Origin of the sequence: Sphingobium xenophagum, from assembly GCF_002288285.1 — a bacterium.
Lineage (GTDB): Bacteria > Pseudomonadota > Alphaproteobacteria > Sphingomonadales > Sphingomonadaceae > Sphingobium > Sphingobium xenophagum.
This window is the reverse complement of record NZ_CP022746.1, coordinates 313547-339278: the sequence shown is the minus strand read 5'-3', so window position 1 is coordinate 339278 and position 25732 is coordinate 313547. Positions and strand designations below refer to the sequence as shown.

Below are 25732 nucleotides of genomic sequence, written 5' to 3'. Positions count from 1 at the left end.
GGCTCCTTACTTCGCCTGGAAGGTGGCGAAAGTCTTGGCGCCGCTTTTGTCGATCAGAGCGACGACAAGCTTCGCGTCTTTGGCGGCTTTGAAGCCCGGTGCGGAGAGTCTGTTGCCACCCGCCGGCGTCAAGACGGCCTCGGTCTTTGCCCCTGCGACAGTTTGGATAAGCTTTGCGGTATAGCCCACTGCTGCCAGCGGTTCATCCTCTTCGCTCAGATAGACGTCCACGCCCTTCGGCCCCGCGACCAGTTCGAACACGGTTTCGCCGGTCATCTGGACCATGCCGCCATGCTGCGGTTTCATGCTGCCATGGGCTTGCAGCATCGCAGGTGCAGCAATCAGGGCGAGTGCGGCGATGCCGCTGCGGATATACTGGATATTCACGGCAAATCTCCGAACAGAATGATGTTATTCCGGCACGTGCGGCAGGACGAAACTCAGCGAAGCGCTATGCTCTATATGGTCCGCCTTCTTGTCATCGGATTTTGCGACATAGATCGCCATCAGCACATTATTGCCCTGGTTGCGGACCTTGATCGTCGCAGTCCCGTCGGCAGCGGTCTTGGCGGGATTAACCTCGTCAGGATCGTTGACATAATCCTGCATTACGGTCGCACCGGCAATCGGCTGGCCCTTATAATAGACCCGCACCTTCATCGGTTCGCCCATCTTCTGCGGAATGGCGGTGCCCACCGGCACGACCTGCAACGTGTGGCCTTCATACAGCGGGATCTGCTTGGTCGGCATCTGCGTCAGATAGACGGCATATTTGAAATTATGTTCGGCCAATGTCGCATTGGGCACTTCGTCGCGGCCCTTATTGTGCCATTCGCCATCCGGCGTCTTGCTCCAATAGCCATAGTCCATAACTGCCGCGACGACGGCGATCGGTTCGTCGCTGTCGACCACCGGAATAGCCCCAGCCGCGCGCAGCGACGTATTGACTGGCGCACCGTCGGAGTCATAGCCGGTCACTGACTTGACCAGCGGCAGGCGCTTGACCATGTCCAGATCGTCTGCGCCAACGCCGTAGATCAACGCGGTCTGCTTGGCGCGCTGCGCGAACCAGATGGCATGCGCGCCAGCGGGTGCCGTGGCGATGATCAGGGTAGATGCCGCAACAGCGGCTGTAACCATATGGGAAAAACGCATCGGGCAGGTTCCTCGACAAAGGGGGCCAATTCCTGGATCGAGGCTATGCTGACGGCACGAACGAAAATTTTGAAAACGTCATTGATGCGACGTAAAAATGTCAAAAAGTTAGGGCCGGAGGAGCGATGTGCTTCTCCGGCCCTTTTTACGACCCGTCGGGATAATGATCAGGCGTCGGCAAATTCCACTGAATTGACGATATGCGCCTGGGTATATTCCAGCAGCCCCGCCTCGCCCAGTTCCGCGCCCAGCCCGGACTGTTTCACGCCCCGGAACGGAATATTGGCATCGATCGCCAGATGCTGGTTCACCCAGACGGTGCCTGTGTCGATCTTCATCGCGACATCCGTGGCGCGGGCCAGATCCTTGCCCCACACCGTGCCGCCCAGCCCATATTCGCTGTCATTGGCGCGGGCGATCACATCCTCAATATCGTCATATTTCAGCACCGGCAGCACCGGACCGAACTGTTCTTCGCGCACCAGGGGCGCATCATCGTCCAGATCGCGAACGATCGTGGGGGGAATGAAATAGCCTGCCCGGTCGAGCGGCGCGCCGCCGGTCATCACCGTGCCACGCGAACGCGCATCCTCGATCAAGGCATTGACCTTGTCGAACTGCATCTTGTTCTGCACCGGACCGATCGTCGTGCCCTGCTTGGCCCCGTCATCGACGATCGCTTCATTGGCAAGCCGGGCCAACTCATCGCAAAATTCGTCATACATCGGGGTGGGGACATAGGCGCGCTTGATGGCGACGCAGATCTGGCCAGCATTGGTCATCGCGCCCTGATAGACTTTCTTCGCCGCCTGCTTGGCGTCGACATCGTCCATCACGATCGCGGCATCATTGCCGCCCAGTTCCAGCGTAACCCGCTTCACCGTGCTGGCCGAGGACGCCATCACCTTCTTGCCGGTCGCGGTCGATCCGGTGAAAGCGACCTTGGCAATGTCGGGATGCCCGGTGATCAGCGCGCCCAGCTCATTCTGGTCGCACACGATGTTGAACACGCCGGGCGGCAGGATGGCCTGCGCCAGTTCGCCGAACAGCAGTGTGGTGAGCGGCGTCGTCGGCGCAGGCTTGGCGATCATCGTGTTGCCGGTCATCAATGCTGGCCCCAGCTTGTTCATCAGCAGAATTACCGGGAAATTCCATGGCGTGATCGACGCAACGACGCCCAGCGGCGTGCGATGTTCGACAACGCGGTTGCCACCTTCGTCCTTCAGCACCTTGGGTTCGATCCGCATCGCGGCAAATCCGCGCAGCGTGAACACGCTGCCCATGATCTCATAGCCAGCCTGATCGAGTGGCTTGCCCTGTTCAGCGGTCAGCAGGCTTGCAAACTCACCGATTCGCGCTTCCAGTGTGTCGGCCAGCTTGTTGACCAGCGCGGCCCGTTCATCGACCGGCAGCGCCGACCATGCAGGCTGGGCGCGTTTCGCGGCGGCGACGGCGCGCTCCAGCATCGCCTCGTCGGCCTTGGGCGCGGAAGCAAAGGCCGCGCCGGTCGCCGGGTTCACCACGTCGAAGGCGCTGACGCCCGGCACAAGTTCACCATCGATCAACAGGCGGTATTCATGATCCATTGTCGCTCTCCTTGAATGCAAGTCCTGATTTCGATCGGCTTTGCCTATCGCTTTGTGCGATGCGAGCCTGTAGCATGTATTTGTGCGCCTGTGATACAATTTTGGCAAGAGGGTAAAGGCAACGATGAAACAGGGGGCGGATCTTCGTGGACTGGTTGGTTATCAGGTCCAGCGTGCGCATCTCTTGATTGATACGGACGCGCGCGCCGCCATGGCGGCGCACGACCTCTCGCCCGCCAAGCTGACGGCGCTCATCCTGATCCGCGACAATCCCGGCTGCGACCAGACTGCCCTGGGTCGGGCACTCAGCATCAACCGGTCGAGCGCGATGAAGCTGGTCAACATATTGGCGGAACGCGGGCTTGTCGAACGGCGGCCGGGTCGCGACTTGCGTACCAACGCGCTGTGGTTGACGGCCGAAGGGGAAGCGAAAGTGCCGGTCATGGTCGATGCGCTGCGCGTATCCGACGCGCGGATGACGGCCCGGCTGAGCGCCGAGGAAGTCCGCACGCTCAGTGCCTTGCTGCGCAAGCTTGGCCCAGTGCCGCGCGCCGCCAGCGCTGACTGACGGCCAAGGTGACGCAAAAGCGGTTGCGTAAATTGTATCACAGGCGCACAATGTTGGCGCGAAACAGCGGTTGATTCGAGCCGCTTCTACTGAAGAATTTCTGGGGAGAGACACGCTTGACCGACATGATCGACCTCGACCGGCCGGCAGTATCCATGGCAGCCCCCTCGCTCGACCGGTTGCTGCGGCCCCGGTCCGTCGCGATCGTGGGTGCGTCGGACAAGCCGGGCGCTCTGGGTGCGTCGGTGCTGGCCAATCTGGTGCGGCAGGGCTTTGCTGGCGACATCCATCTGGTCAATCCCAAGCGTGCGGAAATCGGCGGCCGCCCCTGCGTCGCATCGGTTGATGATCTGCCCGAAGGTGTCGATGCCGCTGTTCTTGCCATCCCGCGCGCGGGCGTGCTCGACACGATGCGCGGCCTTGCCCGTCGCCATGTCGGCGCGGCCGTGATCTTTTCCGCCGGCTTTGCCGAGGATGGCCCGCAAGGTCTCGCCGACCAGCAGGAAATCGCGCGCATCGCCCGCGAAGCCGGTATGGTGGTCGAAGGGCCCAATTGCCTCGGCCTCGTCAACTTCCGCGACAATGTTTCGCTGACCTTCATCGAAATGCCGGAGGCGACGGCCCAGGGTGACCGCCGGGTGGGCATCGTTTCGCAATCGGGCGCCATGGCGGCTGTGCTGGCGACGACGATGATTCATCGCGACGTGCCGCTCAGCTGCTACATCTCCACCGGCAATGAAGCGGCCAGTGGGATCGAGGATTATCTTGCCCATCTGGTAGACGAGCCCGAAACCGCGGTGATCGCGATGATCGCCGAACATGTCCGCGATCCCGCCCGTTTCCTTGCCGCCGCCCGCGCGGCAAGGCTGGCCGGCAAGCAGGTGGTGCTGCTCCACCCAGGCCGCAGCGCGGCGGGCGCGGCCAGCGCTGCCACGCATACGGGCGCGATGGCGGGCGATCATGCCGTCATGGCGGTCCATGTCGAACGGGCGGGCGTCATCCTGGTCGACTCGCTGGAAGAATTGGGTGACGTGGCTGAAATGCTGGCGCGCAACGCGGCAATCGGCGCGGGCGGCACCGGCATCATCGCTGAATCGGGCGCATTCAAGGCGATGATGCTGGACCTCTCCGAAGCGGTCGTGCTTGACCTGCCGACGCTGACCGACGCCGACAGCCCGGCGCTGCGCGCGGCGCTGCCCGATTTCGTTCCCGTCACCAATCCGCTCGATGTCACGGCGCAGGGGCTGGTCGATCCGGGCCTTTACGGTCGCACGCTTGCCGCTCTGGTCGAAGATCAGCGTATCGCCACAATCCTTTTGACCCTGATCCAGACCGACACCGGCACATCCCATGTCAAATTCACCGCCGTGCTGAATGCGCTCGCCACCCTCCGGCCAGACAAGCCCATCATAGTGGGCGGCGTTGATGAAGGCGGCGCAGTGTTTGCGGACGATCTTTCCGCTCTCCGTCAGGCAGGCGTCACCTATCTGCCGACTGCCGAACGCGCCGTGCGCGCGCTCGCCCGGATCAGCGCCGCTGCTGCGCGCGATTTCACGGCGGCCCCGCTGGACGCCGCTCCGGTTGCCGATCTGGCGCAGGTCGGCCATTCTATCCCGGAATATCGATCCAAGGCGATCATGGCGGAACATGGTATCGCCTTCCCTCGCTTCGCCATGGCGCAGAGCGTGGAAGAGGCGATCGCCGCTGCCGAGACGCTGGGCTATCCTGTCGTTCTAAAGGCGCAGTCGCCAGACCTGCCGCACAAGAGCGACGCGGGCGGCGTTATCGTCGACCTTAAAAATCGCGACGAACTGGCCGAAGGCTGGGACAGGCTAGCCGCCAATATCGCAGCGTCCCGCCCCGATCTCGTGCTCGACGGCGTGCTGGTGGAGGGGATGGCCGACAAGGGTGTCGAACTCATTGTCGGTGCGCGGAACGATCCGCACTGGGGCGCGACCGTCCTGGTCGGTTTTGGTGGCGTCGCGGCGGAATTGCTGCATGACGTCTGTCTGCTTCCGCCTGACCTGCCGCGCGACGCCATCATCGCCCGCATCCGCACGCTGCGCATGGCACCCTTGCTCGACGGCTTTCGCGGTGCGCCGGTCATGGACATCGGCGCTGTCGCCGACGTCGTCCAGCGCCTGGGCCGCATGGTCGCCGCAACGCCTGCCATTCGCGAGGTCGATCTCAACCCCGTCATTGTCTATCCCGAAGGACAGGGCGCGTTGGCGCTGGACGCTCTGATCTCGCTCTGATCCTGCCTCTGATCGCTGCGAGTGAAGTCGAAAAACGCCAGGGACTGCCCTGAACGCCTTTCGACTTCGCTCGCAGCGGATGGGTGACGCTGTATTTATGTCAGCGCATAATAGCGCAACACATTGCCATCGGCCCGCCGTTCACCAACGCCTATGAACACATGTTTGGTCAGCCAGTCATGCTTGCCGACAGGACATTCGAAAGTCGGATTGCCGCGCAGATAATAGTCCTGCTGCTCGACAGGTTGCCCTTCGCCAAAGGCCCAGTCCCGCAACTTCGTCATCGTATCGGGCTTGCGCCCCCACAGGAAGCCGCGATTGTTGAGCAGGATCAGCGTGCCGTCCTCCTCCTCCAGCATATAGCGTGCATCGAACACCGCGACATCGTCAGGCCGGAAATAGGCATAATCGCCGCCCGATCCCGGAACGGCCTTGCCCCTGATCCTTGGCCCCTCGAACGTGCCGCCATCGACATAGACGGCGCTGCGATTGCCGCCCATCGGCGTATTCACGATCGTCTGCACCCGCGGAAATTGCAGCCGTACCTCCATCGCAAATTCCAGTCGCGGATTATCCAGCGTCGAAAACATATCCGTCATCCCAATTCTCCATCATCCCAGTTCAAGCGTACCGCCATCGACGAAAAGGTTAGCCGCGGTGATAAAGCTCGCCTCGTCCGACGCCAGGAACAGCACCGCGCGGGCGACTTCCTCCGGTCGGCCCATCCGCTTCATTGGTACGGCATTGATCATCGCCTCGCGCATCGCTGCCACATCGGCCTCGCTCATCCCCGGATTGCGGTGGAGCAGGGGCGTTTCGATGGGACCGGGACTGACCAGATTGACGCGGATACCCTCGCTTACCAACTCGCCGGCAATCACCTTCATCGCTGCATAAAGCCCGCCCTTGGCCGCCGCATAGGCCGTATTGCCCGGTACGAACGCATGGCCCCCGATGGAACCGGTCGCGACGATCGATCCGCCCCGGCGCATCAGTCGCAACGCCTTCTGGATGGCGAACACGCAGCCGCGCAGATTAACGCCATGGACATGATCCCAGTCTGCTGGCGTCATATCGCGCAAGCGGGCAAAGCCGCCGACGCCGGCATTCACGAACAATGTATCGATCCGCCCGTCCTGTGCCGCGATGTCGGCCATCATCGCGTCCATCGCGTCCGGATCGGCAATGTCCGCGCGATAGCCTTTTGCGCCGGGGATGGTTGCCACCGCCGCGTCGATCGTCGCCTGATCGCGTCCGCTTATCCGCACGATCGCGCCCTCGGCGGCAAAGGCCTGGGCGCTTGCCAGACCGATGCCGCTATTGCCGCCGACAACCAGTATGATCTTGTCGCTGAACCGCATCTCGCGCTCCGTCAAAAGGGGGAATTGGGATTGGGGCTGTCGGCCGGTACATCCTGCACCACATCCCAATGCTCGGCGATCAGCCCGTTTTCGACGCGAAAAATGTCGATCACGGCAAAACCAGGATCACCCGGCCGTCGCCGTACATGATAATGGACGATCACATGATCGTCCTCGACAAAGCAGCGCTTGATGTCGTGGACCGCGTCGGGGTTTTCCCCGCGCATCTGCCGCAAAAACGCTTTGAGCGGCTCAGTCCCGGTATCGACCCATTGGTTGTGCTGGATATAATCAGGGGCCAGATAGCGGTCGACCGCGTCGGCATCCATGGGTTTGAGCACATGGTCGAACATCGCCATGACGAGTTTGAGATTGCGCTCTTCCTGCTCTGTGCGGGCCATATCATCCTCATCCCATCTTTTCGCTGGCGTTTGATCGCCCTTTGCCATTACGATAACGATCGTTATTAATATGGCAAGCGGGCAGGCGAAAAATCGCAGTCCCGAAAAGTGGAGAGGCCGATATGAACCGCGCCGATTATGAGCGTTACGCGCACGCCTTCAACCATCGCGATTATGACACGGTGTTCGATTTTTACGCACCCGACGCGAAAATCCAGTTCTTCGGCGTAGACTTGGGCACGCGCGAAGCATTCAAGCGCTTCTACAGTTTCCTCCACGCCCATGTGATCGAAACGCTGACGATCGAACGCTTCGCTGCCAGCGAAAATCTGGTCGCGCTGGAAGGGATCATCCGGGTTGAAGGGATCCGTGACCTGACCGCTGAGGCTTTGCGCGAACAGGGGTTGGATCAATTTGCTCCGATCCGCAAAGGCGAGGTGCAGGAGATGCGCCAATATATCCATTATCATGTCGCCAACGGACACTTCACCAGCGTCGGCTGCGCGATTGTTCCTGCCGCCTGAGCGCGCCTTCTCCCATGCCCGGCTTGACTTGAGGCCCGGCAAATGTCCTATCGGAAAGTCATGTCGAACAGTCCTGCGCCCAAAAGCCCGACCGCATCGCGCAAGTCGCCCCGGTCACGAGCTGACGAAGTCAGCCAATCCGATACGTTGCATCGGATATTGCGGCTGGCCAACAAATTGATGGCGCCCTTCTCCACATATCTGGAGCATCGCTACAAGATCAGCCTCAATGAATTTCGGCTGCTGATGCTGATCGGCCGCTTCCCTGATTCGGCCAGCCATGAACTGGCCGAAATGACCGGGGTGAACCCGATGAGCGTCTCGCGCGCGGTCGCCGCCTTGCAAAAGCATGGCCGTATCACCGTCGAGCGTGACGCCAGCAACAAGCGGCGCAAGACGCTGGTGCTGACAGAAGAAGGCCAGCGCCTCTATGGGCTGATGCGCCCGCAGACCGACAAGGTTGCAGACTATCTGGTGTCCGGCTTGGAAGCGGCGCAGGTCGATACGCTCAACCATTTCCTCGACACGCTGGTTGAAACACTCGAAGCGAAAGACGAGGCTGGCAATAGCCGGTTCCTCGAATCCACCCGCCCGGACGAGGCGGACCTTTAGATTGATCAGGCCCGCGCCTGTCGCGGACCGATCAACCCGGCCGTCACCCACATGATGGCGAAGGCGCCGCCCAGCACACTGACGAGCGGCAATATGGAAAGGGATGGCAGCAGCGACACGATCCCGCTGGCCAGCGCCGTGATCGCCAGTTGCAGCGTGCCTAGCAGGCCTGCCGCCGCGCCCGCGCCACCCGCTGCCGCATCCAGCGCCGAAATCGCAGCTGGCGTAAGGATCAGGCCCGCTATCGCAAATAGCAACATGGAATAGAGCTGGAAAAGCGGCAGCGCGACGGGCTGTTTCATCGCCGCCAGCGCAATCGCAGCGGTGGCGACAAGGGCAATCGTCGCTACGGTCAGCACAAGTCGCCTTGCGCCCAAACGCTTCATCAGGCCCGGCGCGAATTGCGTCGCGATGATCGATGTGCCGGCGTTGAGGGCCAGCAACAGGCTATATTCATGCGCGCTCAGGGCAAAGCCAAGGCTGAATATGAAAGGCGCGGCCGTTACGAAGGCGAAGGGGATGGTCGTCGCTAGCCCGGCGACCAGGGTCCAGCCAATAAAGGCGGGCGTCGCCAGCAAATCCCCATAGGATCGAAGCATCGACTGGCGCGCCTGCCGCCGCTCCGGTGGCAGCGTTTCACGCAGGAACAGCAGCACCGCCAATATGGCAATCAGACCGCCGCCCGCCAGCAGCCCGAACAACCCGCGCCAGCTGGTGAGCTGCAACAAATAGCTCCCCGCAAGCGGAGCCAGTACCGGGGATATGCCAATCACCAGGAATGTGAATGCCATCAACTGCGCAGCGCGATGCCCGCTGTGCCGGTCGCGTATCATGGCCCGCACGCTCGACGTCCCCGCGCACGCGCCCATCCCCTGCAAGAAGCGAAAGACGATCAACTGTTCCAGACTTGTGGCCAGCGCGCAGGCCGTTGACGCGAGGATGAACAATATAAGTCCGCCGATCAGCGGCCATCGTCGTCCGAAACGGTCCCCCAGCGTGCCCAAGGGAATTTGCGCTAGCGCCAGTCCCAGGAAAAAGGCAGACAAGGTCCGCTGCACCGCACCGCTATCCGCCGCCATTTCGCGCGCCATGCCAGGCATGGCGGGCAGATAGAGATCGATCGCTAGGGGGCCAAGCGATGACAAAAGGCCAAAGCCGATCCCCAGCAACAGGCTTGGCTGTGCGCTTTCTCCGGCCATGGTCCGGCTCGCCTCGCCCATAAATATCTGCACCCTCTCCCATTTAATAACGATCGTTACATTCATCATGGGGCTGGTGCAAGCGTGCAGGATCGCCTAATTGTGTCATCAGCATACAAATTCGTCATACGGGCCGCATGGCGCGACAGGAGAGAATGAATATGGCCATCGCCACCCTGCCAGCGGACGATCCGCGCAGCATCATGGCCGACAGCCCGATGCGCCTGCGGCAGATTGTCGCAGTCACTGTCTGCTTTCTCCTGAACGCGCTCGACGGCTTCGATGTGCTGGCCGTTACCTTCGCTGCGCCGGGCATTGCGAAGGACTGGGCGGTCGGGCCGGGGGCGATCGGCATCATCGTGTCGACCGGACTTGTCGGCATGGTCATCGGATCGCTGACGCTGGGCCAACTGGCCGATCGCATCGGTCGCCGCCGCCAGATATTGCTCTGCCTTGGCATCATGACCATCGGCATGTTCGCCTCCGCCTTTGCCATGGGCGTGGTGTCGCTTGGCCTTCTGCGCGTGCTGACCGGCCTGGGGTTGGGCGCGATGCTGGCGGCGATCAACGCCATGTCGGCGGAATTTGCCAATCGCCGCCGCCGCGACCTCGCCGTCAGCATCATGGCGGCAGGCTATCCGGTCGGTGGCATCATCGGCGGCTGGGGTGCGGCGCAATTGTTGCGGACGCACGGATGGGAAGCGATCTTCCTGTTCGGCGGCGTGGCGACGCTGGCCATGGTGCCGCTCGTGCTGGCGTTTCTTCCCGAATCGATCGGCTGGCTGGCGACGCGCGGTGGTCCGAATGCACTGGCGCGGATCAACGCGATCCTGCGACGCCTGGGCCAGCCGCAGGCCGCGCAATTGATCGCGCTTGAGGAACCCAAAGCCTCCATGCGGTCCCTGTTTGCCGATCGCTATCGCGTCGTAACGATCGCTTTGATCGTCATGTATGGCCTGCACATGATGACTTTCTATTATGCGCTTGGCTGGGCGCCCTCGCTGGTGGTGGTGCTGGGTTTCGATCCGTCGCGTGCGACGATCGTGTCGGTATTCATGAATTCGGGCGGCGCGATCGGCGGGCTGGTCCTGGGCCTGCTGTCACCCCGCCTCGGCCTGCGCCCGCTCGTCATCTTTGGTCTTGCGGGCGCAGCGGTGGCGGTCGCCGCCTTCGGCGCCGTGCCACCTGAACTTGTCCTGCTTCAGGGCGCGGCCTTCGTCCTTGGCTTTCTGTCCAACGGGTCGGTGGTTGGCCTCTACGCGCTCATCGCCAATGTCTATCCGACCACCCTGCGCGCGACAGGCACTGGCGCGGTCATAGGCTTCGGGCGCTTTGGCGCTGCCTTTGGCCCCTTCGCAGCGGGTCAGTTGCTCGCGGCCGGGGCAGGGCGGGGGACGACTTCCCTGCTGCTGGCGCTGGGATCGGGCATCGCCGCTTTGGTCCTGCTAGCCTCGCGGATTCGCCCTGCCGACGAAAATTAGGCGCGTTGCACCGTCACCTCGACGCCTGCCAGCCCCCGCGTCAGCGCAAAGGGTTTGTCGACCCTGATCTGCGCCTCGACCACGCAGGCAAACTCCAGGCAGCGCTCGCCCAGCTTCTGCGCGAATGTCTCGATCAGCGGAATGTGGACCAGGGCCAGATCCTCGGCCGCTTGCGCGACCTTGCGATAATCGACCGTGTCGCCGATCCCGTCCACCCGATCGGCAGACAGCAGCAGGTCGACCGAGATTACCAGCGGCTGGCGACGGCCGATCTCGTCAGGGTTGATGCCGATATCGGCCAGCAAGGGCAGGTCGCGCACCTTGACGCGGGTGGTGCAGATTGGCTCAGGCATCTTCGCTCTTTTCGGCTGCCAGCACGGTGTTGCTGAGCAGGCAGGCGATAGTCATGGGTCCGACGCCGCCCGGTACCGGGGTCACGGCCTTGGCATGGTCGAGTTCATGGGTGGCACAATCGCCCACGATTTGCGTGCTGCCGTCATCTCTGGTGATGCGGTTGATCCCCACGTCGATCACGATCGCGCCGGGGCGGACCCAATAGCCGCGCACCAGGTTGGGCGCACCAGCGGCGGCAACGATGATATCGGCCTTGCGTGCAATGTCGGGCAGGTTCAACGTTTCTATATGGGTGACGGTGACTGTCGCCTCCCGTTCCAGCAACAGCATGGCGACAGGCTTGCCGACAATATTGGACTTGCCGATGACCACCGCGTTCAAACCGCGATAATCTTCGATCACGCTGTCGAGCAGCTTCATGATCCCCAGCGGCGTGCAAGGCACCAGCCCCCCGGTCCCGGTGGACAGGCGTCCGACATTGACCGGGTGAAATCCGTCGACATCCTTCGCCGGGTCGATCCGGTCCAGCACCAGCGCCGCATCGATACCGGCTGGCAAGGGCAGCTGTATCAATATGCCATGGACGCCGGCATCTGCGTTCAGCGCGTCGATCAGCGCCAGCAACTCTGTTTGCGGGCAATCGACCGGCAATCGATGTTCGATCGATGTAATGCCCACGCGGCGAGATTCGCTGATCTTGCGGCGCACATAGACATGGCTCGCCGGATCGTCGCCGACCAGCACAACCGCCAGCGCGGGTGGCTGGCCGGTCCGGTCGACCAGCGCCGCCACCCGTGCGGCGGTTTCGTCCGAGAGGGCGCGCGCCATCGCGCGCCCGTCAATGACCTGCGCCATGGTCAGGCCTTGAATACGACGGTGCGGGCGCCGTTCAGGAACACCCGACCTTGCAGATGATGCTGCACTGCGCTTGCCAGCACACGCCGTTCAATGTCGCGGCCCTTGCGCACCAGATCGTCGGGCGTATCGGCATGGCCGATCGCCTCGACATCCTGATGGATGATCGGACCTTCATCCAGGTCCGCGGTCACATAATGCGCCGTTGCACCAATCATCTTGACCCCACGCTCATGCGCCTGATGATAGGGCTTGGCGCCCTTGAAACCGGGCAGGAAGCTGTGATGGATGTTGATGCATCGGCCGGACACGAATCCCGCCAGATCATCGCTCAATATCTGCATGTAGCGTGCCAGCACGATCAGGTCCGCGCCGGTTTCCTCGACGATCGCCTTGATCTGCGCTTCCTGCTCCGCCTTTGTGTCCTTTGTCACCGGCAGATGATGGAACGGGATATTTCCGATCAGCGATATGGTCAGCGCTTCGCGCGGATGGTTGCAGATGATGCCCACGACATCCATGTCCAGTTCGCCAATGCGCCAGCGATACAGAAGATCGCCCAGGCAATGGTCGAACTTGCTGACCAGCAGCAGAACCTTCTGCCGTTCGCTGCGGCGACGCAGGCTCCATTCCATGCCGCGCTTCTGCGCCACATTGGTGAAGGCCGTACGCAACCCGTCCACGCTGTCGTCGGCCGCTTCAAACTCCACCCGCATGAAAAAGCGGTCGGTCAGCTTGTCGTTAAACTGCTGGGCGTCGGTAATATTGCCGCCCTGCTGCGCCAGAAAGCCGGCAACATCGGCCACCAGGCCTGGCCGGTCGTCGCATTGCAGGGTCAGGGTGCAAATCTCGGTCACATCGCTTCTCCGCTCAAGTCTTGCCGCCCTTAGCGGCTTTTTGTGTAATTATTAATCCATTCGACCGTCCGGGCGAGGCCGCCGAACGGATAGAAATGCAGCCGAACCTTGCCATGCTGGCTTCCCAGCCCTTTGCCAAGGGCGTCGACCAGCTTGTCTGGGCCCGCGGTGCCGATCAGCTTGGTGATCGAAATGCCATATTTGGTCAGCACCGAAGCCGAAGCCCCCACGCCGCACCGTGCGGCAAAGCGCATCAACGTCTTGATGCCGGCAGGCCCAGGAATACCTACGCGTACCGGCGCATCTATGCCCCGCCCGCGCAACTCTTCCAGCCAGGACAGCACTGGCGCCGCGTCGAAACTGAACTGGGTGACGATCAGTGGGGCCATGCCGCGCGCTTCGATTTCCGCGCATTTGGCGATCAATATGTCGAAACATTGGTCAGGCGTCATATTGGGATGGCCTTCAGGATGACCCCCGACGCCGATCGCCTTGATCCCGGCGCGCTCGAACGCACCGGTACGGATCAGCGACATGCTGTCTGAATAGGGACCGGCGGCTTCAGGCGGATCGCCAGCGATGATGAAGCAGCGGGTTACGCCTGCTTCGCGCACGACTGCCGCCAGATAGGCCTCGAAATCGTCGCCCGACTCCAGCCTGCGCGCGGAAAAATGTGGCATCGGTTCAAAGCCCAGAGCCCGCACCGTCCGTGCGGCCTCGATTCGCGCCTCCAGCGATTCGCCCGGCAGAAAGGTCACGGCGACTGGGGTTTCAGGGGCCATGGCAGGCGCTGCTTCGCGCAGAGCGTCAATGTCTTTCGCCGTGATTTCCAGCGAATAGCCATCGGTCATGCCCTTTGGCGGCAAATCCCAGTTTGGATGGATCGACGGCAGGCTCATGTCTCTCTCCCGGTAGCGTTCGATCAGGGGCGGCCCGCAAAACGGATGCGGCGTGCCTCTCCCCGGCGCATTTTTCCCCTAGCCTATCCGTAAACATTCGTATAGATGAAAACTTCATGGATACGAAATCATCCTATCGGGGCAGCAAAGCCGCACCGCTCATCATCCTTCCGGGGCTGATGTGCGATTCGCGCATGTTTGCTGAACTGCTGTCGGCTTTCCCCGAAGCCCAGGTGATTGACGGTTTTTATGCCGGCTGCGACCGGATCGAGGCGATGGCAAATTATGTGCTTGCTCGTATGCCAGCGCGCGTCTCGCTACTTGGCCATTCCATGGGCGCGCGCATTGCATTGGAAGTCATGCGCAAGGCGCCTGACCGGGTCGAGCGATTGGCGCTGGTCGATACTGGCGTTCATGGCCCCAAGCCGGGCGAACGCGACGCGCGCTATGCGCTGCGCGATCTTGGCCGCGAACAGGGCATGGCCGCGCTGGTCGCGAACTGGCTGCCGCCGATGATGGGCTTCGCTGGCCTTCGCAACGAACCGCTTATGGACAGTCTCTACGCCATGGCGGTCTCAGCTGGCCTTGCAACGTTCGAGGCGCAGATCGAGGCGTTGCTCAATCGTCCGTCAGTCGATGCGCTGTTGCCGACCATTGCGTGTCCGACTGTCGCCATGGTCGGTCGCCAGGACCAGTGGTCGCCGGTCGTCCAGCATGAAGCGATCGTGGCTGCCATTCCCGGCGCGCAACTGCGCATCGTCGAAGGCGCAGGCCATATGATGCCCGCCGAAGCGCCGCAGGTTTTCAACCAATTGGTCGGGGAATGGCTCGCCATCGCCCCGACCCCATGATTTCCGTCACATTGCACATCATCCCAAAGGAGAGGTTTGAATGACCGACAAGTCCCTGCAACAACTGCTCGACGAAAAGGGCGACATCGTTGAATTCCTGCGTAACCAGCAGGTCGGCCCGAACGCCTATCCGGGCGTTCCGGGCGAATATAGCAACTGGCGCGATGAACAGCGCAGCTGGGCGGAAAGCTCGGTCCTGTTCAACCAGAGCTTCCACATGGTCGACCTGCTCGTCACCGGTCCCGGCGCGTTCGACATGCTGGCCTATCTCGCCCCCAACAGCTTCAAGGGCTTCGTGCCGAACCGCGCCAAGCAGTTCGCTCCAGTCACGCCCGAAGGCTATGTCATCGGCGACGTCATTCTCTTCTATCTCGAAGAAGAAAAGTTCGAGCTGGTCGGCCGCGCTCCCTCGATCGAATGGGTCGAATATTGGGCCTCGACCGGCAAGTGGGACGTAAAGGTCGAACGCGACGAGCGTACTGCGGCCCGCCCGCTCGACCAGCAGGGCTACCGTCGCAACTATCGCTTCCAGCTGCAGGGGCCAAACGCCATGCCCGTCCTGGAAAAGGCGATGGGCCAGACCCCGCCGGATCTCAAATTCTTCCACATGGCGCCGATCATGATCGCGGGCGTCGAAGTGCGCGCGCTGCGCCACGGCATGGCCGGCCAGCCCGGTTACGAGCTGTTTGGTCCCTGGAAGGATTATGACACCGTCCGCAATGCGCTGATCGAAGCAGGCAAGGATTACGGCCTCACCCTTTGCGGCGGCCGCACCTATTCCTCGAACACGCTGGAATCGGGCTGGATCCCGTCTCCGCTGCCCGCCACCTATACCGGTGAAGGCTCCAAGGCGTTCCGCGAATGGCTGCCCGCCAAATCCTATGAAGGCATGTGTTCGCTCGGCGGCAGCTTCGTGTCGGACAATATCGAGGATTATTATCTCAACCCGTGGGAGCTGGGCTATGGCATCATGGTCAAGTTCGACCATGACTTCATCGGCCGCGAAGCGCTGGAAAAGATCAAGGACAAGCCGCATCGCCAGAAGGTGACGCTGGCACTGGACAATGAAGATATTGTCCGCGTCATGAGCTCGATGCTCCAGACCGGCGACAAGGCCAAGTTCCTTGAATTCCCCAGCGCGGTCTACTGCATGCATCCCTATGACGCAGTGCTGAAGGACGGCAAGACCATCGGTCTGTCCACCTGGATCGGTTATACCATCAACGCAGGTCGCTTCCTGGCGCTGGCGATGGTCGATGCCGAGTTCGCCGAACCGGGCACCGGAGTGACCCTGCTTTGGGGCGAACCCAATGGCGGCACCTCCAAGCCGACCGTCGAGCCTCACGTCCAAACCGAAATCAAGGCGATCGTTTCCTCGGTCCCTTATTCGGAAGCTGCCCGTGACAATTATGCCGACGGCTGGCGCACCAAGAAGGCCTGATCACTCCTTGTGAGCGGGAGGAGCGGGGGATGCCGAAAGGCGTCCCCCGTTTCCATTTGGGGCAGATGTCGGTTGGGCCAGAAGCGTCATTGCCGGTGATTTCCGCCAACTACCACTCGCTCAAAAGGGTGGCGCATCCATCATCTGCGCTATCATTCATCCGTTTCCAGAAGCGAGCGACAGGCATCAGACCCGCTTGATCCCTCCGCCCTTTCCAGCGCGTCAAGCGTTGCGGAGGCCATGGCACGATATGGTGACAGGAGAGGGGGGCAGTCCTGTCGCAAGGCGACCAGATGCCCGCCGATCGTTGCTGCGTCGCCGCGCAGCAGCGGACCCGACAGGCCAGCCATGCCCTTTCCGAGCCCATTCGCCAGCGCGGCGCGGGCAAGCGGCGCCAGCAGCGCTGCGGGATCGTCAACGCCTGCCGCCGCCAAGGCTTCTGTGGCGCCGACAATCAGAGTAACCAGATGGTTGGCGCCATGGCAGAGCGCGGCATGGTAGAGCGGTCGGTGCGCTTCGCTGATCTCGACTGGCACGCCGTCCAGCAGCGCGACTATGGCCCGCGCCTTCGCGACAGACTGCGCCGTGCTGGCCGTCACGGCGAAACGCGCGCCGATCATCTGCTGCGCCTCGGCGATCGGATCGCCAGTGAAGGTCATGGCCGGATGGACAGCCGCAGTACCCCAGCCCTTGGCATCGAGCGGGGCCAGTATCCCTGCGCCACTGCGTCCGCTGACATGGAAGGCAAAGGCCGGCGCCGATCCGGCAACCGCTGCAAGTTGATGGATGCAAGGTTCGAGCGCATCGTCCGAGACAGCCAGAATGATCAGATCGCACCCATCGCCTATATCGGCCAACTGCGTCACGGCACTGGCCCGGCCGATTGATGCGGCAAGAGCGGCCGAATTTGCCGGATTATGGCCCCAGATATGGAGTGGGTCGCCAGACTGGCGGACAAGCGCCAGCCCGATTGCCGCAGCAACCCGGCCAGTGCCTATGATCCCGATCCGTCGATAAGGTGCCCGCGCGGCCATGGCCTAATCGACGGCGCGGCGCATGAGCCTGTCGAGCCGCTCCGCAAACGCCCGGACATCGCTCGGCTGCTCACCATCGGCGATCCGCGCCTGATCCAGCAGTAGATGGGCCAGATCGGCCTTCATCGCATTCGCATCATCAGTCGTCGCGAGCTTCTGGATCAACAGGTGGCCGGGATTGACTTCCAGCACAGGCAGGCTTGCCTGTGGCAGCTGCCCGGCATTGGCGAGCAACTTCTCCAATTGTCGATCCATCCCACTTTCCGACGCGACCAGGCAGACCGCGCTGCTTGTCAGCCGCTCCGACACCCGCACGTCGGATACGGATCCGGCGAGCGCCTCTTTGGCAAAGGCAATGAAGCTATCCAGCGCGCCCGCCTCTGCCTGAGGGGACGATGGGGCACCGTCGCTCAGTGGGATGAGGGTAAGATCGGCACCGCCCTGGGTCACCGACTTGAACGGTTTGCCGTCAAAGTCGACACCAATCGAGGTCCAGAAATTGTCGACCTGATCAGGAAGCAGCAACACCTCTATGCCGCGGGCGCGGAAACCTTCCAACTGCGGGGATGTTGAGAGCCGATCCAGATCGCTGCCGGTGGCATAGTAGATGGCCGTCTGGTTCTCCCGCAGGTCCGCGACATAATCTTTGAGCGAACGCCAGTCATCACCAGACGTCGTGGTCTTGAAGCGGGCGAGACCAAGCAGCGTGTCGCGCCGCTCGAAATCCTCATAAAGGCCCTCCTTGAGAACCGGCCCGAAATTCTCCCATATACGCAGATATGCTTCGCTGTCGCTATCGGCCAGTTTCTGCAGCTCGTTCAACACGCGGCCCGTCACGCCCTTTTGAATGGCTGCCAAGACCGGGCTGTCCTGGATCATCTCGCGCGACATGTTGAGCGGCAGATCGGTTGAATCCACAAGCCCGCGTACGAAGCGAAGGTAGCGGGGCAATACAGGTGCTTCGTCCGTGATGAAGACCCGGCGCACATAGAGCTTGATATGCCCTTTGCGGTCGGGATCGAACAGGTCGAACGGCTTGGTCTGCGGAATGAACGTCAGGACCGAATATTCAAACCGTCCTTCGGCCCTATAGTGAATGGTATGTGCAGGTGAATCATATTGCCCGGCAACGCTGCGGTAGAAGTCGGCATAGTCGGCTTCGCTGATCTCCGAACGGGGCTTCAGCCACAATGCAGCGCCATCGGCGACAAGCGCGCCTTCGCTATCGGCCTTTTCGAACAGGGTGATAGGCACGGGCACATGGCCAGACTGCGCCTTGACGATCCGCTCTACGGTTGATCGCTCCGCATAAGATTTGGCATCATCGAGCAGATGGAGGACGACGCGGGTGCCGCGTTGCGGCGCATCGTCCAGGTCCACGGGGGCGATCGTATAGGTTCCCAGCCCGTCGGAACGCCAGCATGCCGCATCGTCAGCGCCTGCCCGGCGGGAAAAGACCTCCACCTCGCGTGCCACCATGAATGCTGAATAGAAACCAACGCCAAACTGGCCGATCAATTGCGAATCCGCCTTGCCTGCGTCCGCTGCCAGCCTGTCCATGAACGCTTTTGTTCCGGACCGCGCGATCGTCCCCAACGTCTCGCCCATGTCCGCTGCGGTCATGCCGATGCCATTATCCTCGATCGTCAACCGCCCCTGGTCAGCATCCAGCGTCAGGCTGATGCGCGGTTGCGGATCGTCCCCCAGCAGCGAAGGCGTGGCAATGGCTTCATAACGCAGCTTCTCACAGGCGTCGGCTGCGTTTGAAATCAATTCGCGCAAAAAGACGTCGCGGTCGGAATAGACCGAATGCACCATCATGTGCAGCAACTTTGACACGTCCGCCTCAAAGGCGTGGGTCTCAGGCCGCGATGCAGTCTCGGTGGTCACGATGTTACTCCCCTTATGTCACGATGCAGCGGGGAGATGGCGGTGACATGGGATTTTTGCAAGATTGGGGCCATCGCTCCGGTATCGTTGCTGCATTGTCCACGACATGGAAGGCGCGATGTCGCCATTGCAGCAACCGACAAATGGTCTGGAACAACTGGCCTGTCACATACCGGGGAACGCTATCGCGTGGCGATCGTTTTGCTATTTCGACTTCCACGCGGGTCTTTGTAATCGAACCACAACAGGACAATGAGACTCCTCTGTTGCCAACGGCTTTCCTCGCTCGGTCCTTCCTGTTGGCTCAGATATGAATCACGCTTTATCCCCGGCCATTGAAGCTAACAGGAACTCTGCATGTACAATATGGCGCGCAATGCGATCGAAAATGATGAAACGCTGATCGATCTGGTCACCCCTGCGCCCGTCTCTGATACAGCCGAATTTCGACAGGCAGTGGTGGAGGGATTGTCCAGACCGGACCGGGCGATCCCGTGCAGGTTCCTCTATGACGCAGCGGGATCGGCAATTTTCGACCGTATTTGCGAACTGCCGGAATATTATCCGACGCGAACCGAGCGGCGGATATTGGAGACGCATGCAAAGGCGATCGCTGAGACGATCCGCGGTAACATACGCTTTATAGAATTGGGCGCAGGATCGGGCGGCAAGGCCGAAATCCTGCTTGATGCGATGGAGCAGGTGCGCGCCTATATCTGTATCGACATATCGCCTGTCCCGCTTGCGTCGGCGGCTGCCGCCGTGCGGACGCGCTATCCCGCTATCGAAGTCGATTCGGTTTGCGGCAATTATCTTGGAGAGCTTGATCTGCCGACGCGCGGGAATTTGCGCGACGTCTGCTTCTTCCCCGGATCGACCATCGGCAATTTCGACCGGGATGATGCGCGTGCGTTTTTGCGCCGATGGAGCCAGCGCCTGGGCCAGGATGGCCTGATGCTGATTGGCGTCGATCTGAAGAAGGACATCGCCCTGCTGGAGGATGCATATGACGATGCACAAGGAGTAACGGCGCAGTTCAGTCTCAACCTTCTGCATCGCGCCAATCGGGAATTGGCCGCCGATTTCGACACTGGCGCCTTTGCGCATCGCGCTCGTTATGTCAGCCAGCCTGGCCATATCGAAATTTCGCTGGTCAGTCGTCGCGATCAGACGGTCAGGCTTGATGGCCGGTCTTTCGATTTCGCGCGGGACGAGGCGATCCATGTCGAAAATTCGCACAAATATACAATCGGCGAATTTGCCTCTCTTGCCAAAGAAGCCGGGTTCGATAGCGTCGACGTATGGACGGACGAGGACGCCTTGTTCAGCGTTCACCTGCTGCGCGTGGCGGGCTGATGGGCGCTGCGCAGGATCGCTACCATTCTGTCCGCAAACTGACCGGAGACCTGGCAAACCCGCTTTCGGACGCGGATGCGACGATACAATCCATGCCCGATGCGTCGCCGGCCAAATGGCATCTGGCGCACACGACGTGGTTTTTCGAAACCTTCATCCTGCGCGACCATGTACCGGGCTATCGCCATTATCGTGCGGACTGGCCGTTTCTGTTCAACAGCTATTATGAAGCTGAAGGCGCGCGACTGGCGCGCGCGGCGCGTGGCATGTTGTCGCGCCCTTCGCTTGCCGACATTCTTGACTATCGCGCCGCGGTGGATGCGGCGATGGATCGCGCAATCGGGCAACTTTCGCCGCAAGTGCTGGCGCTGGTGGACCTGGGGTGTCAGCATGAACAGCAGCATCAGGAATTGTTGCTGACGGATATTCTTCACGCCTTCTCCCTCAACCCGCTGGAGGATGCGCTCTGGCCGCGCGAAAGTGGCGCGCCTCACGGGCAGCCCGGCCCGCTCAGTTGGTTGGACGGTAAAGAGGGGTTGGTCGAAATCGGCGCTGGCACGACCGGGGGCCGGGAATTCGCGTTCGATTGTGAAGGACCGCGCCACACCGCGTTGTTGCATTCGCATCAGATCGCCGATCGACAGGTCACCAACGCGGACTGGCTCGCCTTCATGGCAGACGGGGGATATGATGATCCGCGTCTGTGGCTGTCCGATGGCTGGGCCTGGCGTCAGGCTAACGATATACAGGCCCCTCTTTATTGGGCGGATGGTGAAAATGGCTGGACCAGTTTCGCATTATCGGGCCGCAATCCCGTCGATCCGGCTGCTCCTGTCTGTCATGTCAGCTTTTATGAAGCGGATGCCTTTGCCACCTGGGCTGGAGCGAGGCTGCCGACCGAAGCCGAATGGGAAGCGGCGGCTGCGCAGCATGATCCAGATCGCGGCAATTTGCTGGATAGGGCCGGGGACATCCGCCCGCGTCCGGCGCAAGATGCCCCTTCCTTCTTCGGCGATGTTTGGGAATGGACCGGCAGCGCCTTTCGTCCCTATCCCGGATTTCGCGCTGCCGATGGCGCGATTGGCGAATATAATGGCAAGTTCATGAGCGGACAGTGCGTGTTGCGCGGCGGCAGTTGCGCGACACCCCGCGGCCATATGCGCGCAAGCTATCGCAACTTCTTCTATCCCCATCACCGTTGGCAATTCATGGGACTGCGGCTGGCCAGAGACATGGCGTGACTGCCCCCACCGAACCCATTCCCCGCCGTTCCATGATAGCCGTTGCTCTGTCCACGGTGGTGGAATGGTATGATTTCACACTCTGTCTCTATTTTGCGCCGACCCTGGCGCGAGTGTTTTTCGGGGCTGGTGGCGAAAGTCTGGGCAAAACGCTCGCGGGATTTGCCATCGCTTATCTGATGCGCCCGCTTGGGGCGATCGCCTTCGGTCAGTTCGGTGACAGACGGGGCCGTAAGCCTACCCTGCTCCTATCGATGACGCTGATGACGGTTTCCATGCTGGTATTGGCGCTGCTTCCGACCCACGCCCAGATCGGCGCCAGTGCGGGCTGGTTGCTGATCGTGATGCGCTGCCTCATGGGCTTTAGCGTGGGCGGCGAGTATCCAGCGGTCGTGACCTATTTGTTCGAGACAGCACCCAAACACCGGCGCGGTCTTGTGACGTCCAGCGCGGCAGCCGCGAGCGAAATTGGCGGGCTGCTGGCTGTCGGGCTCTGCGCCTGGCTCACCAACGCGCTGCCGCAGGAAAGCCTTGATAGCTGGGGCTGGCGCATACCGTTCCTTTTTGGTGCCGCCCTGGCTGCCGGGATTTGGCTGGTCCGACAGATGATTCCCGAACCGCCTGCCTTCATATCGGATAGAGGTTTGAATGCCTCAAGCCGTTCGCCGATGGGCGACGCCTTGCTGAACCAGCGCCGGGGCATCGGCATCGGCTTTGCGATATCGGCGATCGGTTCGATTTCCTATTATGTCGGCATTACCTATGTTCCTTCCTTCGTCAGTCTGGTCCAATCGGCGGACGAAGCGGCGGCGCTGGAACTTTCGACCGTTGCGGCGCTCGTTGTCATCCTGGTGACGCCCTGTATCGGATGGTTGTCCGATCGCATTGGCCGCAGGCCGGTTTTACTGGGCTTGTGCGGATTATGCGCCACGCTGTCGGTGCCGATGTTCTCGCTCATTGCCCATGGCGACCGGATGCCCGCCCTGCTCGCCGTCATGTTGCTGGCCGCGCTGGCAGGCGGGGTGAGCGCCGTGGGTGCCGTGGCAACGGCTGAGCAATTTCCCGCGCGCGTCCGCCTCAGCGGCTTGGCGCTGGGTGCAACCACCGCGACGGCTGTGTTCGGCGGTGCCGCCCCCTATGCGGCATATCTGCTTCAGAACTGGTCAAATTCGCCTGCAACACCGGGCGTGATGATTGGCGCGGTCGCTGTCGCGTCCGGTCTGGTACTGGCCAGAACGATGCAGAGCGCGGGAACAACTGCGCCCGCGGCTCGATAGCTGCCGCCCGTCCAGAGTGTCATTCGCAATATGAGGTAAGGATCGGTTCCGTCATCGACTGTCCGACGTCTAGAATTCAGGATGAGGTTCCATGCTCGGCCCGCATTGAGCTGTAACAAGCCGACGGCGGCATTGCACGGCGCGCCTCTGCCGGATGGCCTTTTCTCTCACTATGCTGGCGTCTCCGCCGCGGCGAAAAGACCGACGGTCTGCTCCAGTTTTTGAACCACGCGGGCTTCCAGCTCCGCGGTAAAGCGGGGCAGGGGGATGGCGACAGCAAAGGCGCCGACCGCCATGCCATCGACCAATGCCGCCATACCAAGGCCGCAAATGCCCGGCGTATACTCCTCCCGCGTGCGCCCAACGCCCGTCGTGCGGATCGCTGCCAGTTCCTTTCGCAACGCCTTCTCGTCTGTCACGCTATGGGGCGTGAACGGCTCCAATCGCACTTGTGCGAAATAGGCGTCGATTTCATCGCCGGACAGCGTAGCCAGCAATGCCTTGCCCGCCGCCAGGCTGTGCATGGGAATCCGCGTTCCCACGCTGATCGAATAGCGCAGCGACTGTTCCGCTGTTTCCGTGACAATGGCTTCCAGTTGCCAACCGTCCCGCACAAAGAAAGACGCGGTCTCGTTGGTCTGTGACCGCAAGGATTTGACCAGCGGCCGCACCCTGTCCGCCAGCGACAGGGCCATGCGTGGCGACACGAGCCGGGCCAATGCCGGGCCGGGCAGGTAGCGCCGCCCGACCCGCGCCAGATACTGTCGCTCGACCAGCGTTGCGAGCAGATAGGACAGGCTGCTGACTGGAATGGTAAGGCCCGCCGCAATCTCCTGCGCCACCACGCCTGCCGGCCGCGCGACGACATATTCTATGATGTCGATCGTCCGCATCGCCGATTTGACAGTAGATGGCGTGGTGCCATTCATGGGCAGTTAGCTCCCCTGGAAAGTCAGGCTACCCCGCCGCTCGGCAAAGCGCCATCCCGCCGCGCCCAGGACGAAGCGGTCGTGAAACGATCCGACCTTAGGCGCGCTATCGCCCGTGAACAACAGCATCGCGCTTTCCCCCACCGCCTCGGTCGCGCTCAGCACGTCGATCACGACATTGGAACAAATGTGCCGCGTCACCCGCGCCGGGCGGGCAAGGAACGCTGCCAGGATGGCGTCGCGCCCCTCCACCCAGTCGTCGGGGGCCGTTGGCCGCGCCATCCGTCCGTCCGGCGCGTAGAGGGCCGCCACGCCCTGCCAATCGGCGGCATCGTTCAAATTGGCATAGAGCGCGATCAGCCGCGCGCAATCCGCCTCGATGTCGCGTCGTTCATCCGCCGTCACAGCCGTGCGTCCGCCAGATCCGCGCCCGCGCGCAGCGACCGCAATTTCTTCCACGTCACTGCCGGGTCGATCTTGCCATAGCCAGCAAATGTACCGAACCCGCAATCGGTGCTGCCGATCACCCGATCCTTGCCGACGATCCGCGCAAAGCGCTCGATCCGCTGGGCGATCAGTTCGGGATGCTCGACATAGTTGGAACAGGTGTCGATCAGGCCCGGCGCCAATATCTTGTGATCGGGAATGGTCGCATCGCGCCACACCGTCCATTCATGTTCGTGGCAGGGATTAGCGCCCTCGAACAGGATGGTCGCCGGACGGGCGGCAAGGATGATGTCGATCACCTTCTCCAGCGCAATGTCATGGTCATGCGGGCCTTCATAATTGCCCCAGCAAATATGCATCCGCATCCGTTCCGGCGGAATATTTGCGGTGGCAGCGTTGAGCGCCTCGACATTGGCCGCGGCAATTTTCAGAAATTCTTCTTCACTGGCGTCCTGATAGCCAGTGTGCCGCGACATCGCTAGGTCGGGGCAATCGAGTTGCAGGTCGAAGCCTGCCGCGACGATCGTCTCATATTCCTCCCGCATCGCGTCGGCCAGATCGGCCAGATAGGCTTCGTGGCTTGGATAATGGCGATTGACCTGAAAGGCAGTGATCAGTCCTGGCGAGGCTGCGTTTATGAACGCCCGCACGCCATCCCCATGGGGCGCCAGCGCGGCCTTGAACCGGCGGATATCGTCATGCAGCGGTTCCAGCGTCACCTTGCGCACCGGCCCGATGCAGGACGCGCGGGTAAAATCCTGACTGCCCATGATCGCAGCCAGCTTCTGCCGCAGTTCCGGCAAGGGCGCGAGGTCGGCGGCAGGCCTGCGGTCGGTATGACCGCCAAAACCCGACAATCGCTCGATCATGTAGGTGGAATAGCCAACCTTGCCCAATTCGCCATCGCTCACGATCGATACTCCCGCCTCGATCTGGGCGGTCACGGCTTCGCAAACGGCGGCTTGCACCAATGTGTCGAACGCTGCAGCGTCATAGGGCTCCCCCTTGTCGCGGGCCAGCAGCAGCGGGGTCAGTGCGTCACCACGCGGCAGGCTGCCCACATGGGTGGTGGCAATGGACATAAAGATCCTCCTCCTGTTTGGAGCACCCTGCCACAGTTTCGCGGATATGGATATATCGCGGATATGAAAAAATAGGC

The 25732-nt window shown here is 61.7% G+C and carries 26 protein-coding genes; 10 read left to right on the top strand and 16 right to left on the bottom strand.

Annotation, left to right across the window (positions count from 1 at the left end):
• Window positions 1-6: 6 nt before the first annotated feature.
• The 3 genes from CJD35_RS16460 to CJD35_RS16450 form a co-directional block, all read right to left on the bottom strand.
• Window positions 7-387 carry a hypothetical protein gene (locus CJD35_RS16460; protein WP_017181854.1) on the bottom strand — a complete coding sequence of 127 codons (381 nt, stop codon included), beginning with the start codon at window positions 385-387 and terminating at the stop codon, window positions 7-9.
• A 24-nt stretch (window positions 388-411) separates the two neighbouring features.
• Entirely contained in the window at window positions 412-1155 is a 744-nt protein-coding gene (locus CJD35_RS16455; protein WP_017181853.1) for a DUF4198 domain-containing protein, read from the bottom strand.
• Between the two features lie 167 nt (window positions 1156-1322).
• A complete protein-coding gene (locus CJD35_RS16450) occupies window positions 1323-2741 on the bottom strand; it encodes an aldehyde dehydrogenase family protein (RefSeq protein WP_017181852.1) in 1419 nt (472 codons plus the stop codon).
• A gap of 124 nt (window positions 2742-2865) precedes the next feature.
• Between CJD35_RS16450 and CJD35_RS16445 the strand changes: the two genes are divergently transcribed.
• On the top strand, window positions 2866-3309 hold the full coding sequence (locus CJD35_RS16445; protein WP_017181851.1) for a MarR family winged helix-turn-helix transcriptional regulator: 444 nt from the start codon (window positions 2866-2868) through the stop codon (window positions 3307-3309).
• 125 nt (window positions 3310-3434) lie between these two features.
• Window positions 3435-5564 (top strand): acetate--CoA ligase family protein, encoded by a 2130-nt coding sequence (locus CJD35_RS16440; protein ID WP_017181850.1) that lies wholly within the window; start codon window positions 3435-3437, stop codon window positions 5562-5564.
• Window positions 5565-5659: 95 nt separating this feature from the next.
• Here CJD35_RS16440 and CJD35_RS16435 read toward each other — a convergent pair whose 3' ends face one another.
• The 3 genes from CJD35_RS16435 to CJD35_RS16425 are packed head-to-tail and all read right to left on the bottom strand — an operon-like array spanning window position 5660 to window position 7326.
• Window positions 5660-6163, bottom strand: coding sequence for a DUF3237 domain-containing protein (locus CJD35_RS16435; RefSeq protein WP_017181849.1), 504 nt, complete (start codon window positions 6161-6163; stop codon window positions 5660-5662).
• A 12-nt stretch (window positions 6164-6175) separates the two neighbouring features.
• A complete protein-coding gene (locus CJD35_RS16430) occupies window positions 6176-6925 on the bottom strand; it encodes an SDR family NAD(P)-dependent oxidoreductase (RefSeq protein ID WP_017181848.1) in 750 nt (249 codons plus the stop codon).
• Between the two features lie 11 nt (window positions 6926-6936).
• Entirely contained in the window at window positions 6937-7326 is a 390-nt protein-coding gene (locus tag CJD35_RS16425; protein ID WP_095687315.1) for a nuclear transport factor 2 family protein, read from the bottom strand.
• Window positions 7327-7448: 122 nt separating this feature from the next.
• Here CJD35_RS16425 and CJD35_RS16420 point away from each other — a divergent pair, with 122 nt between their 5' ends.
• Both CJD35_RS16420 and CJD35_RS16415 read left to right on the top strand, forming a co-directional pair.
• Complete coding sequence (locus tag CJD35_RS16420; RefSeq protein ID WP_017181846.1) at window positions 7449-7850, top strand: nuclear transport factor 2 family protein; 402 nt, start codon at window positions 7449-7451, stop codon at window positions 7848-7850.
• A 60-nt stretch (window positions 7851-7910) separates the two neighbouring features.
• Window positions 7911-8462 (top strand): MarR family winged helix-turn-helix transcriptional regulator, encoded by a 552-nt coding sequence (locus CJD35_RS16415; RefSeq protein WP_229380684.1) that lies wholly within the window; start codon window positions 7911-7913, stop codon window positions 8460-8462.
• Between the two features lie 5 nt (window positions 8463-8467).
• Here CJD35_RS16415 and CJD35_RS16410 read toward each other — a convergent pair whose 3' ends face one another.
• Entirely contained in the window at window positions 8468-9694 is a 1227-nt protein-coding gene (locus CJD35_RS16410) for a Bcr/CflA family efflux MFS transporter (protein ID WP_241763589.1), read from the bottom strand.
• Between the two features lie 128 nt (window positions 9695-9822).
• Here CJD35_RS16410 and CJD35_RS16405 point away from each other — a divergent pair, with 128 nt between their 5' ends.
• On the top strand, window positions 9823-11142 hold the full coding sequence (locus CJD35_RS16405; protein ID WP_241763588.1) for an MFS transporter: 1320 nt from the start codon (window positions 9823-9825) through the stop codon (window positions 11140-11142).
• Here the strand turns inward: CJD35_RS16405 and CJD35_RS16400 are convergent.
• Genes CJD35_RS16400 through CJD35_RS16385 form a run of 4 tightly spaced genes read right to left on the bottom strand, consistent with a single transcriptional unit; the run spans window position 11139 to window position 14107 of the window.
• Window positions 11139-11495 (bottom strand): dihydroneopterin aldolase, encoded by a 357-nt coding sequence (locus tag CJD35_RS16400; protein WP_017181842.1) that lies wholly within the window; start codon window positions 11493-11495, stop codon window positions 11139-11141. The two genes, CJD35_RS16405 and CJD35_RS16400, sit on opposite strands and share 4 nt — an antisense overlap.
• Window positions 11488-12351, bottom strand: a complete 864-nt coding sequence (locus CJD35_RS16395; RefSeq protein ID WP_017181841.1) for a bifunctional methylenetetrahydrofolate dehydrogenase/methenyltetrahydrofolate cyclohydrolase — start codon at window positions 12349-12351, stop codon at window positions 11488-11490. The genes CJD35_RS16400 and CJD35_RS16395 overlap by 8 nt, the downstream gene beginning before the upstream one ends.
• A gap of 2 nt (window positions 12352-12353) precedes the next feature.
• On the bottom strand, window positions 12354-13208 hold the full coding sequence (gene purU, locus CJD35_RS16390; RefSeq protein ID WP_017181840.1) for a formyltetrahydrofolate deformylase: 855 nt from the start codon (window positions 13206-13208) through the stop codon (window positions 12354-12356).
• Window positions 13209-13237: 29 nt separating this feature from the next.
• Window positions 13238-14107, bottom strand: coding sequence for a methylenetetrahydrofolate reductase (locus CJD35_RS16385; RefSeq protein ID WP_017181839.1), 870 nt, complete (start codon window positions 14105-14107; stop codon window positions 13238-13240).
• A gap of 116 nt (window positions 14108-14223) precedes the next feature.
• Between CJD35_RS16385 and CJD35_RS16380 the strand changes: the two genes are divergently transcribed.
• Both CJD35_RS16380 and desA read left to right on the top strand, forming a co-directional pair.
• Window positions 14224-14958 (top strand): alpha/beta fold hydrolase, encoded by a 735-nt coding sequence (locus CJD35_RS16380; RefSeq protein ID WP_017181838.1) that lies wholly within the window; start codon window positions 14224-14226, stop codon window positions 14956-14958.
• A 40-nt stretch (window positions 14959-14998) separates the two neighbouring features.
• Window positions 14999-16399, top strand: a complete 1401-nt coding sequence (gene desA / locus CJD35_RS16375) for a syringate O-demethylase (protein ID WP_017181837.1) — start codon at window positions 14999-15001, stop codon at window positions 16397-16399.
• A gap of 152 nt (window positions 16400-16551) precedes the next feature.
• Here the strand turns inward: desA and CJD35_RS16370 are convergent, their stop codons facing one another.
• Window positions 16552-17433 (bottom strand): Rossmann-like and DUF2520 domain-containing protein, encoded by an 882-nt coding sequence (locus CJD35_RS16370; protein ID WP_095687263.1) that lies wholly within the window; start codon window positions 17431-17433, stop codon window positions 16552-16554.
• 3 nt (window positions 17434-17436) lie between these two features.
• Window positions 17437-19323 (bottom strand): molecular chaperone HtpG, encoded by a 1887-nt coding sequence (gene htpG / locus CJD35_RS16365; RefSeq protein WP_026002170.1) that lies wholly within the window; start codon window positions 19321-19323, stop codon window positions 17437-17439.
• 357 nt (window positions 19324-19680) lie between these two features.
• Between htpG and egtD the strand changes: the two genes are divergently transcribed.
• Genes egtD through CJD35_RS16350 form a run of 3 tightly spaced genes read left to right on the top strand, consistent with a single transcriptional unit; the run spans window position 19681 to window position 23197 of the window.
• Window positions 19681-20679, top strand: coding sequence for an L-histidine N(alpha)-methyltransferase (egtD, locus tag CJD35_RS16360; protein ID WP_017181834.1), 999 nt, complete (start codon window positions 19681-19683; stop codon window positions 20677-20679).
• Window positions 20679-21920 carry an ergothioneine biosynthesis protein EgtB gene (gene egtB, locus CJD35_RS16355; RefSeq protein ID WP_095687262.1) on the top strand — a complete coding sequence of 414 codons (1242 nt, stop codon included), beginning with the start codon at window positions 20679-20681 and terminating at the stop codon, window positions 21918-21920. Before egtD ends, egtB begins: the two co-directional genes overlap by 1 nt.
• 32 nt (window positions 21921-21952) lie before the next feature.
• Window positions 21953-23197, top strand: coding sequence for an MFS transporter (locus CJD35_RS16350; RefSeq protein WP_019054645.1), 1245 nt, complete (start codon window positions 21953-21955; stop codon window positions 23195-23197).
• Between the two features lie 170 nt (window positions 23198-23367).
• Here the strand turns inward: CJD35_RS16350 and CJD35_RS16345 are convergent, their stop codons facing one another.
• From CJD35_RS16345 to CJD35_RS16335, 3 genes are read right to left on the bottom strand one after another with little or no spacing between them, the layout of a single operon-like run.
• Window positions 23368-24126: an IclR family transcriptional regulator gene (locus CJD35_RS16345; protein ID WP_019054646.1), complete on the bottom strand. Its 759-nt coding sequence runs from the start codon at window positions 24124-24126 to the stop codon at window positions 23368-23370.
• A 6-nt stretch (window positions 24127-24132) separates the two neighbouring features.
• Entirely contained in the window at window positions 24133-24531 is a 399-nt protein-coding gene (locus CJD35_RS16340) for a nuclear transport factor 2 family protein (protein WP_241763587.1), read from the bottom strand.
• Window positions 24528-25655 carry a cobalamin-independent methionine synthase II family protein gene (locus CJD35_RS16335; RefSeq protein WP_017181829.1) on the bottom strand — a complete coding sequence of 376 codons (1128 nt, stop codon included), beginning with the start codon at window positions 25653-25655 and terminating at the stop codon, window positions 24528-24530. The genes CJD35_RS16340 and CJD35_RS16335 overlap by 4 nt, the downstream gene beginning before the upstream one ends.
• Window positions 25656-25732: the final 77 nt, after the last annotated feature.

Coding starts and splice junctions, on each gene's coding strand:
- CJD35_RS16455 (WP_017181853.1), bottom strand. CDS start 1,155: ATGCGTTTTTCCCATATGGTTACAGCCGCTGTTGCGGCATCTACCCTG.
- CJD35_RS16450 (WP_017181852.1), bottom strand. CDS start 2,741: ATGGATCATGAATACCGCCTGTTGATCGATGGTGAACTTGTGCCGGGC.
- CJD35_RS16445 (WP_017181851.1), top strand. CDS start 2,866: ATGAAACAGGGGGCGGATCTTCGTGGACTGGTTGGTTATCAGGTCCAG.
- CJD35_RS16440 (WP_017181850.1), top strand. CDS start 3,435: ATGATCGACCTCGACCGGCCGGCAGTATCCATGGCAGCCCCCTCGCTC.
- CJD35_RS16435 (WP_017181849.1), bottom strand. CDS start 6,163: ATGACGGATATGTTTTCGACGCTGGATAATCCGCGACTGGAATTTGCG.
- CJD35_RS16430 (WP_017181848.1), bottom strand. CDS start 6,925: ATGCGGTTCAGCGACAAGATCATACTGGTTGTCGGCGGCAATAGCGGC.
- CJD35_RS16425 (WP_095687315.1), bottom strand. CDS start 7,326: ATGGCCCGCACAGAGCAGGAAGAGCGCAATCTCAAACTCGTCATGGCG.
- CJD35_RS16420 (WP_017181846.1), top strand. CDS start 7,449: ATGAACCGCGCCGATTATGAGCGTTACGCGCACGCCTTCAACCATCGC.
- CJD35_RS16415 (WP_229380684.1), top strand. CDS start 7,911: ATGTCGAACAGTCCTGCGCCCAAAAGCCCGACCGCATCGCGCAAGTCG.
- CJD35_RS16405 (WP_241763588.1), top strand. CDS start 9,823: ATGGCCATCGCCACCCTGCCAGCGGACGATCCGCGCAGCATCATGGCC.
- CJD35_RS16400 (WP_017181842.1), bottom strand. CDS start 11,495: ATGCCTGAGCCAATCTGCACCACCCGCGTCAAGGTGCGCGACCTGCCC.
- CJD35_RS16395 (WP_017181841.1), bottom strand. CDS start 12,351: ATGGCGCAGGTCATTGACGGGCGCGCGATGGCGCGCGCCCTCTCGGAC.
- CJD35_RS16385 (WP_017181839.1), bottom strand. CDS start 14,107: ATGAGCCTGCCGTCGATCCATCCAAACTGGGATTTGCCGCCAAAGGGC.
- CJD35_RS16380 (WP_017181838.1), top strand. CDS start 14,224: ATGGATACGAAATCATCCTATCGGGGCAGCAAAGCCGCACCGCTCATC.
- desA (WP_017181837.1), top strand. CDS start 14,999: ATGACCGACAAGTCCCTGCAACAACTGCTCGACGAAAAGGGCGACATC.
- CJD35_RS16370 (WP_095687263.1), bottom strand. CDS start 17,433: ATGGCCGCGCGGGCACCTTATCGACGGATCGGGATCATAGGCACTGGC.
- egtD (WP_017181834.1), top strand. CDS start 19,681: ATGTACAATATGGCGCGCAATGCGATCGAAAATGATGAAACGCTGATC.
- egtB (WP_095687262.1), top strand. CDS start 20,679: ATGGGCGCTGCGCAGGATCGCTACCATTCTGTCCGCAAACTGACCGGA.
- CJD35_RS16350 (WP_019054645.1), top strand. CDS start 21,953: ATGATAGCCGTTGCTCTGTCCACGGTGGTGGAATGGTATGATTTCACA.
- CJD35_RS16345 (WP_019054646.1), bottom strand. CDS start 24,126: ATGAATGGCACCACGCCATCTACTGTCAAATCGGCGATGCGGACGATC.
- CJD35_RS16335 (WP_017181829.1), bottom strand. CDS start 25,655: ATGTCCATTGCCACCACCCATGTGGGCAGCCTGCCGCGTGGTGACGCA.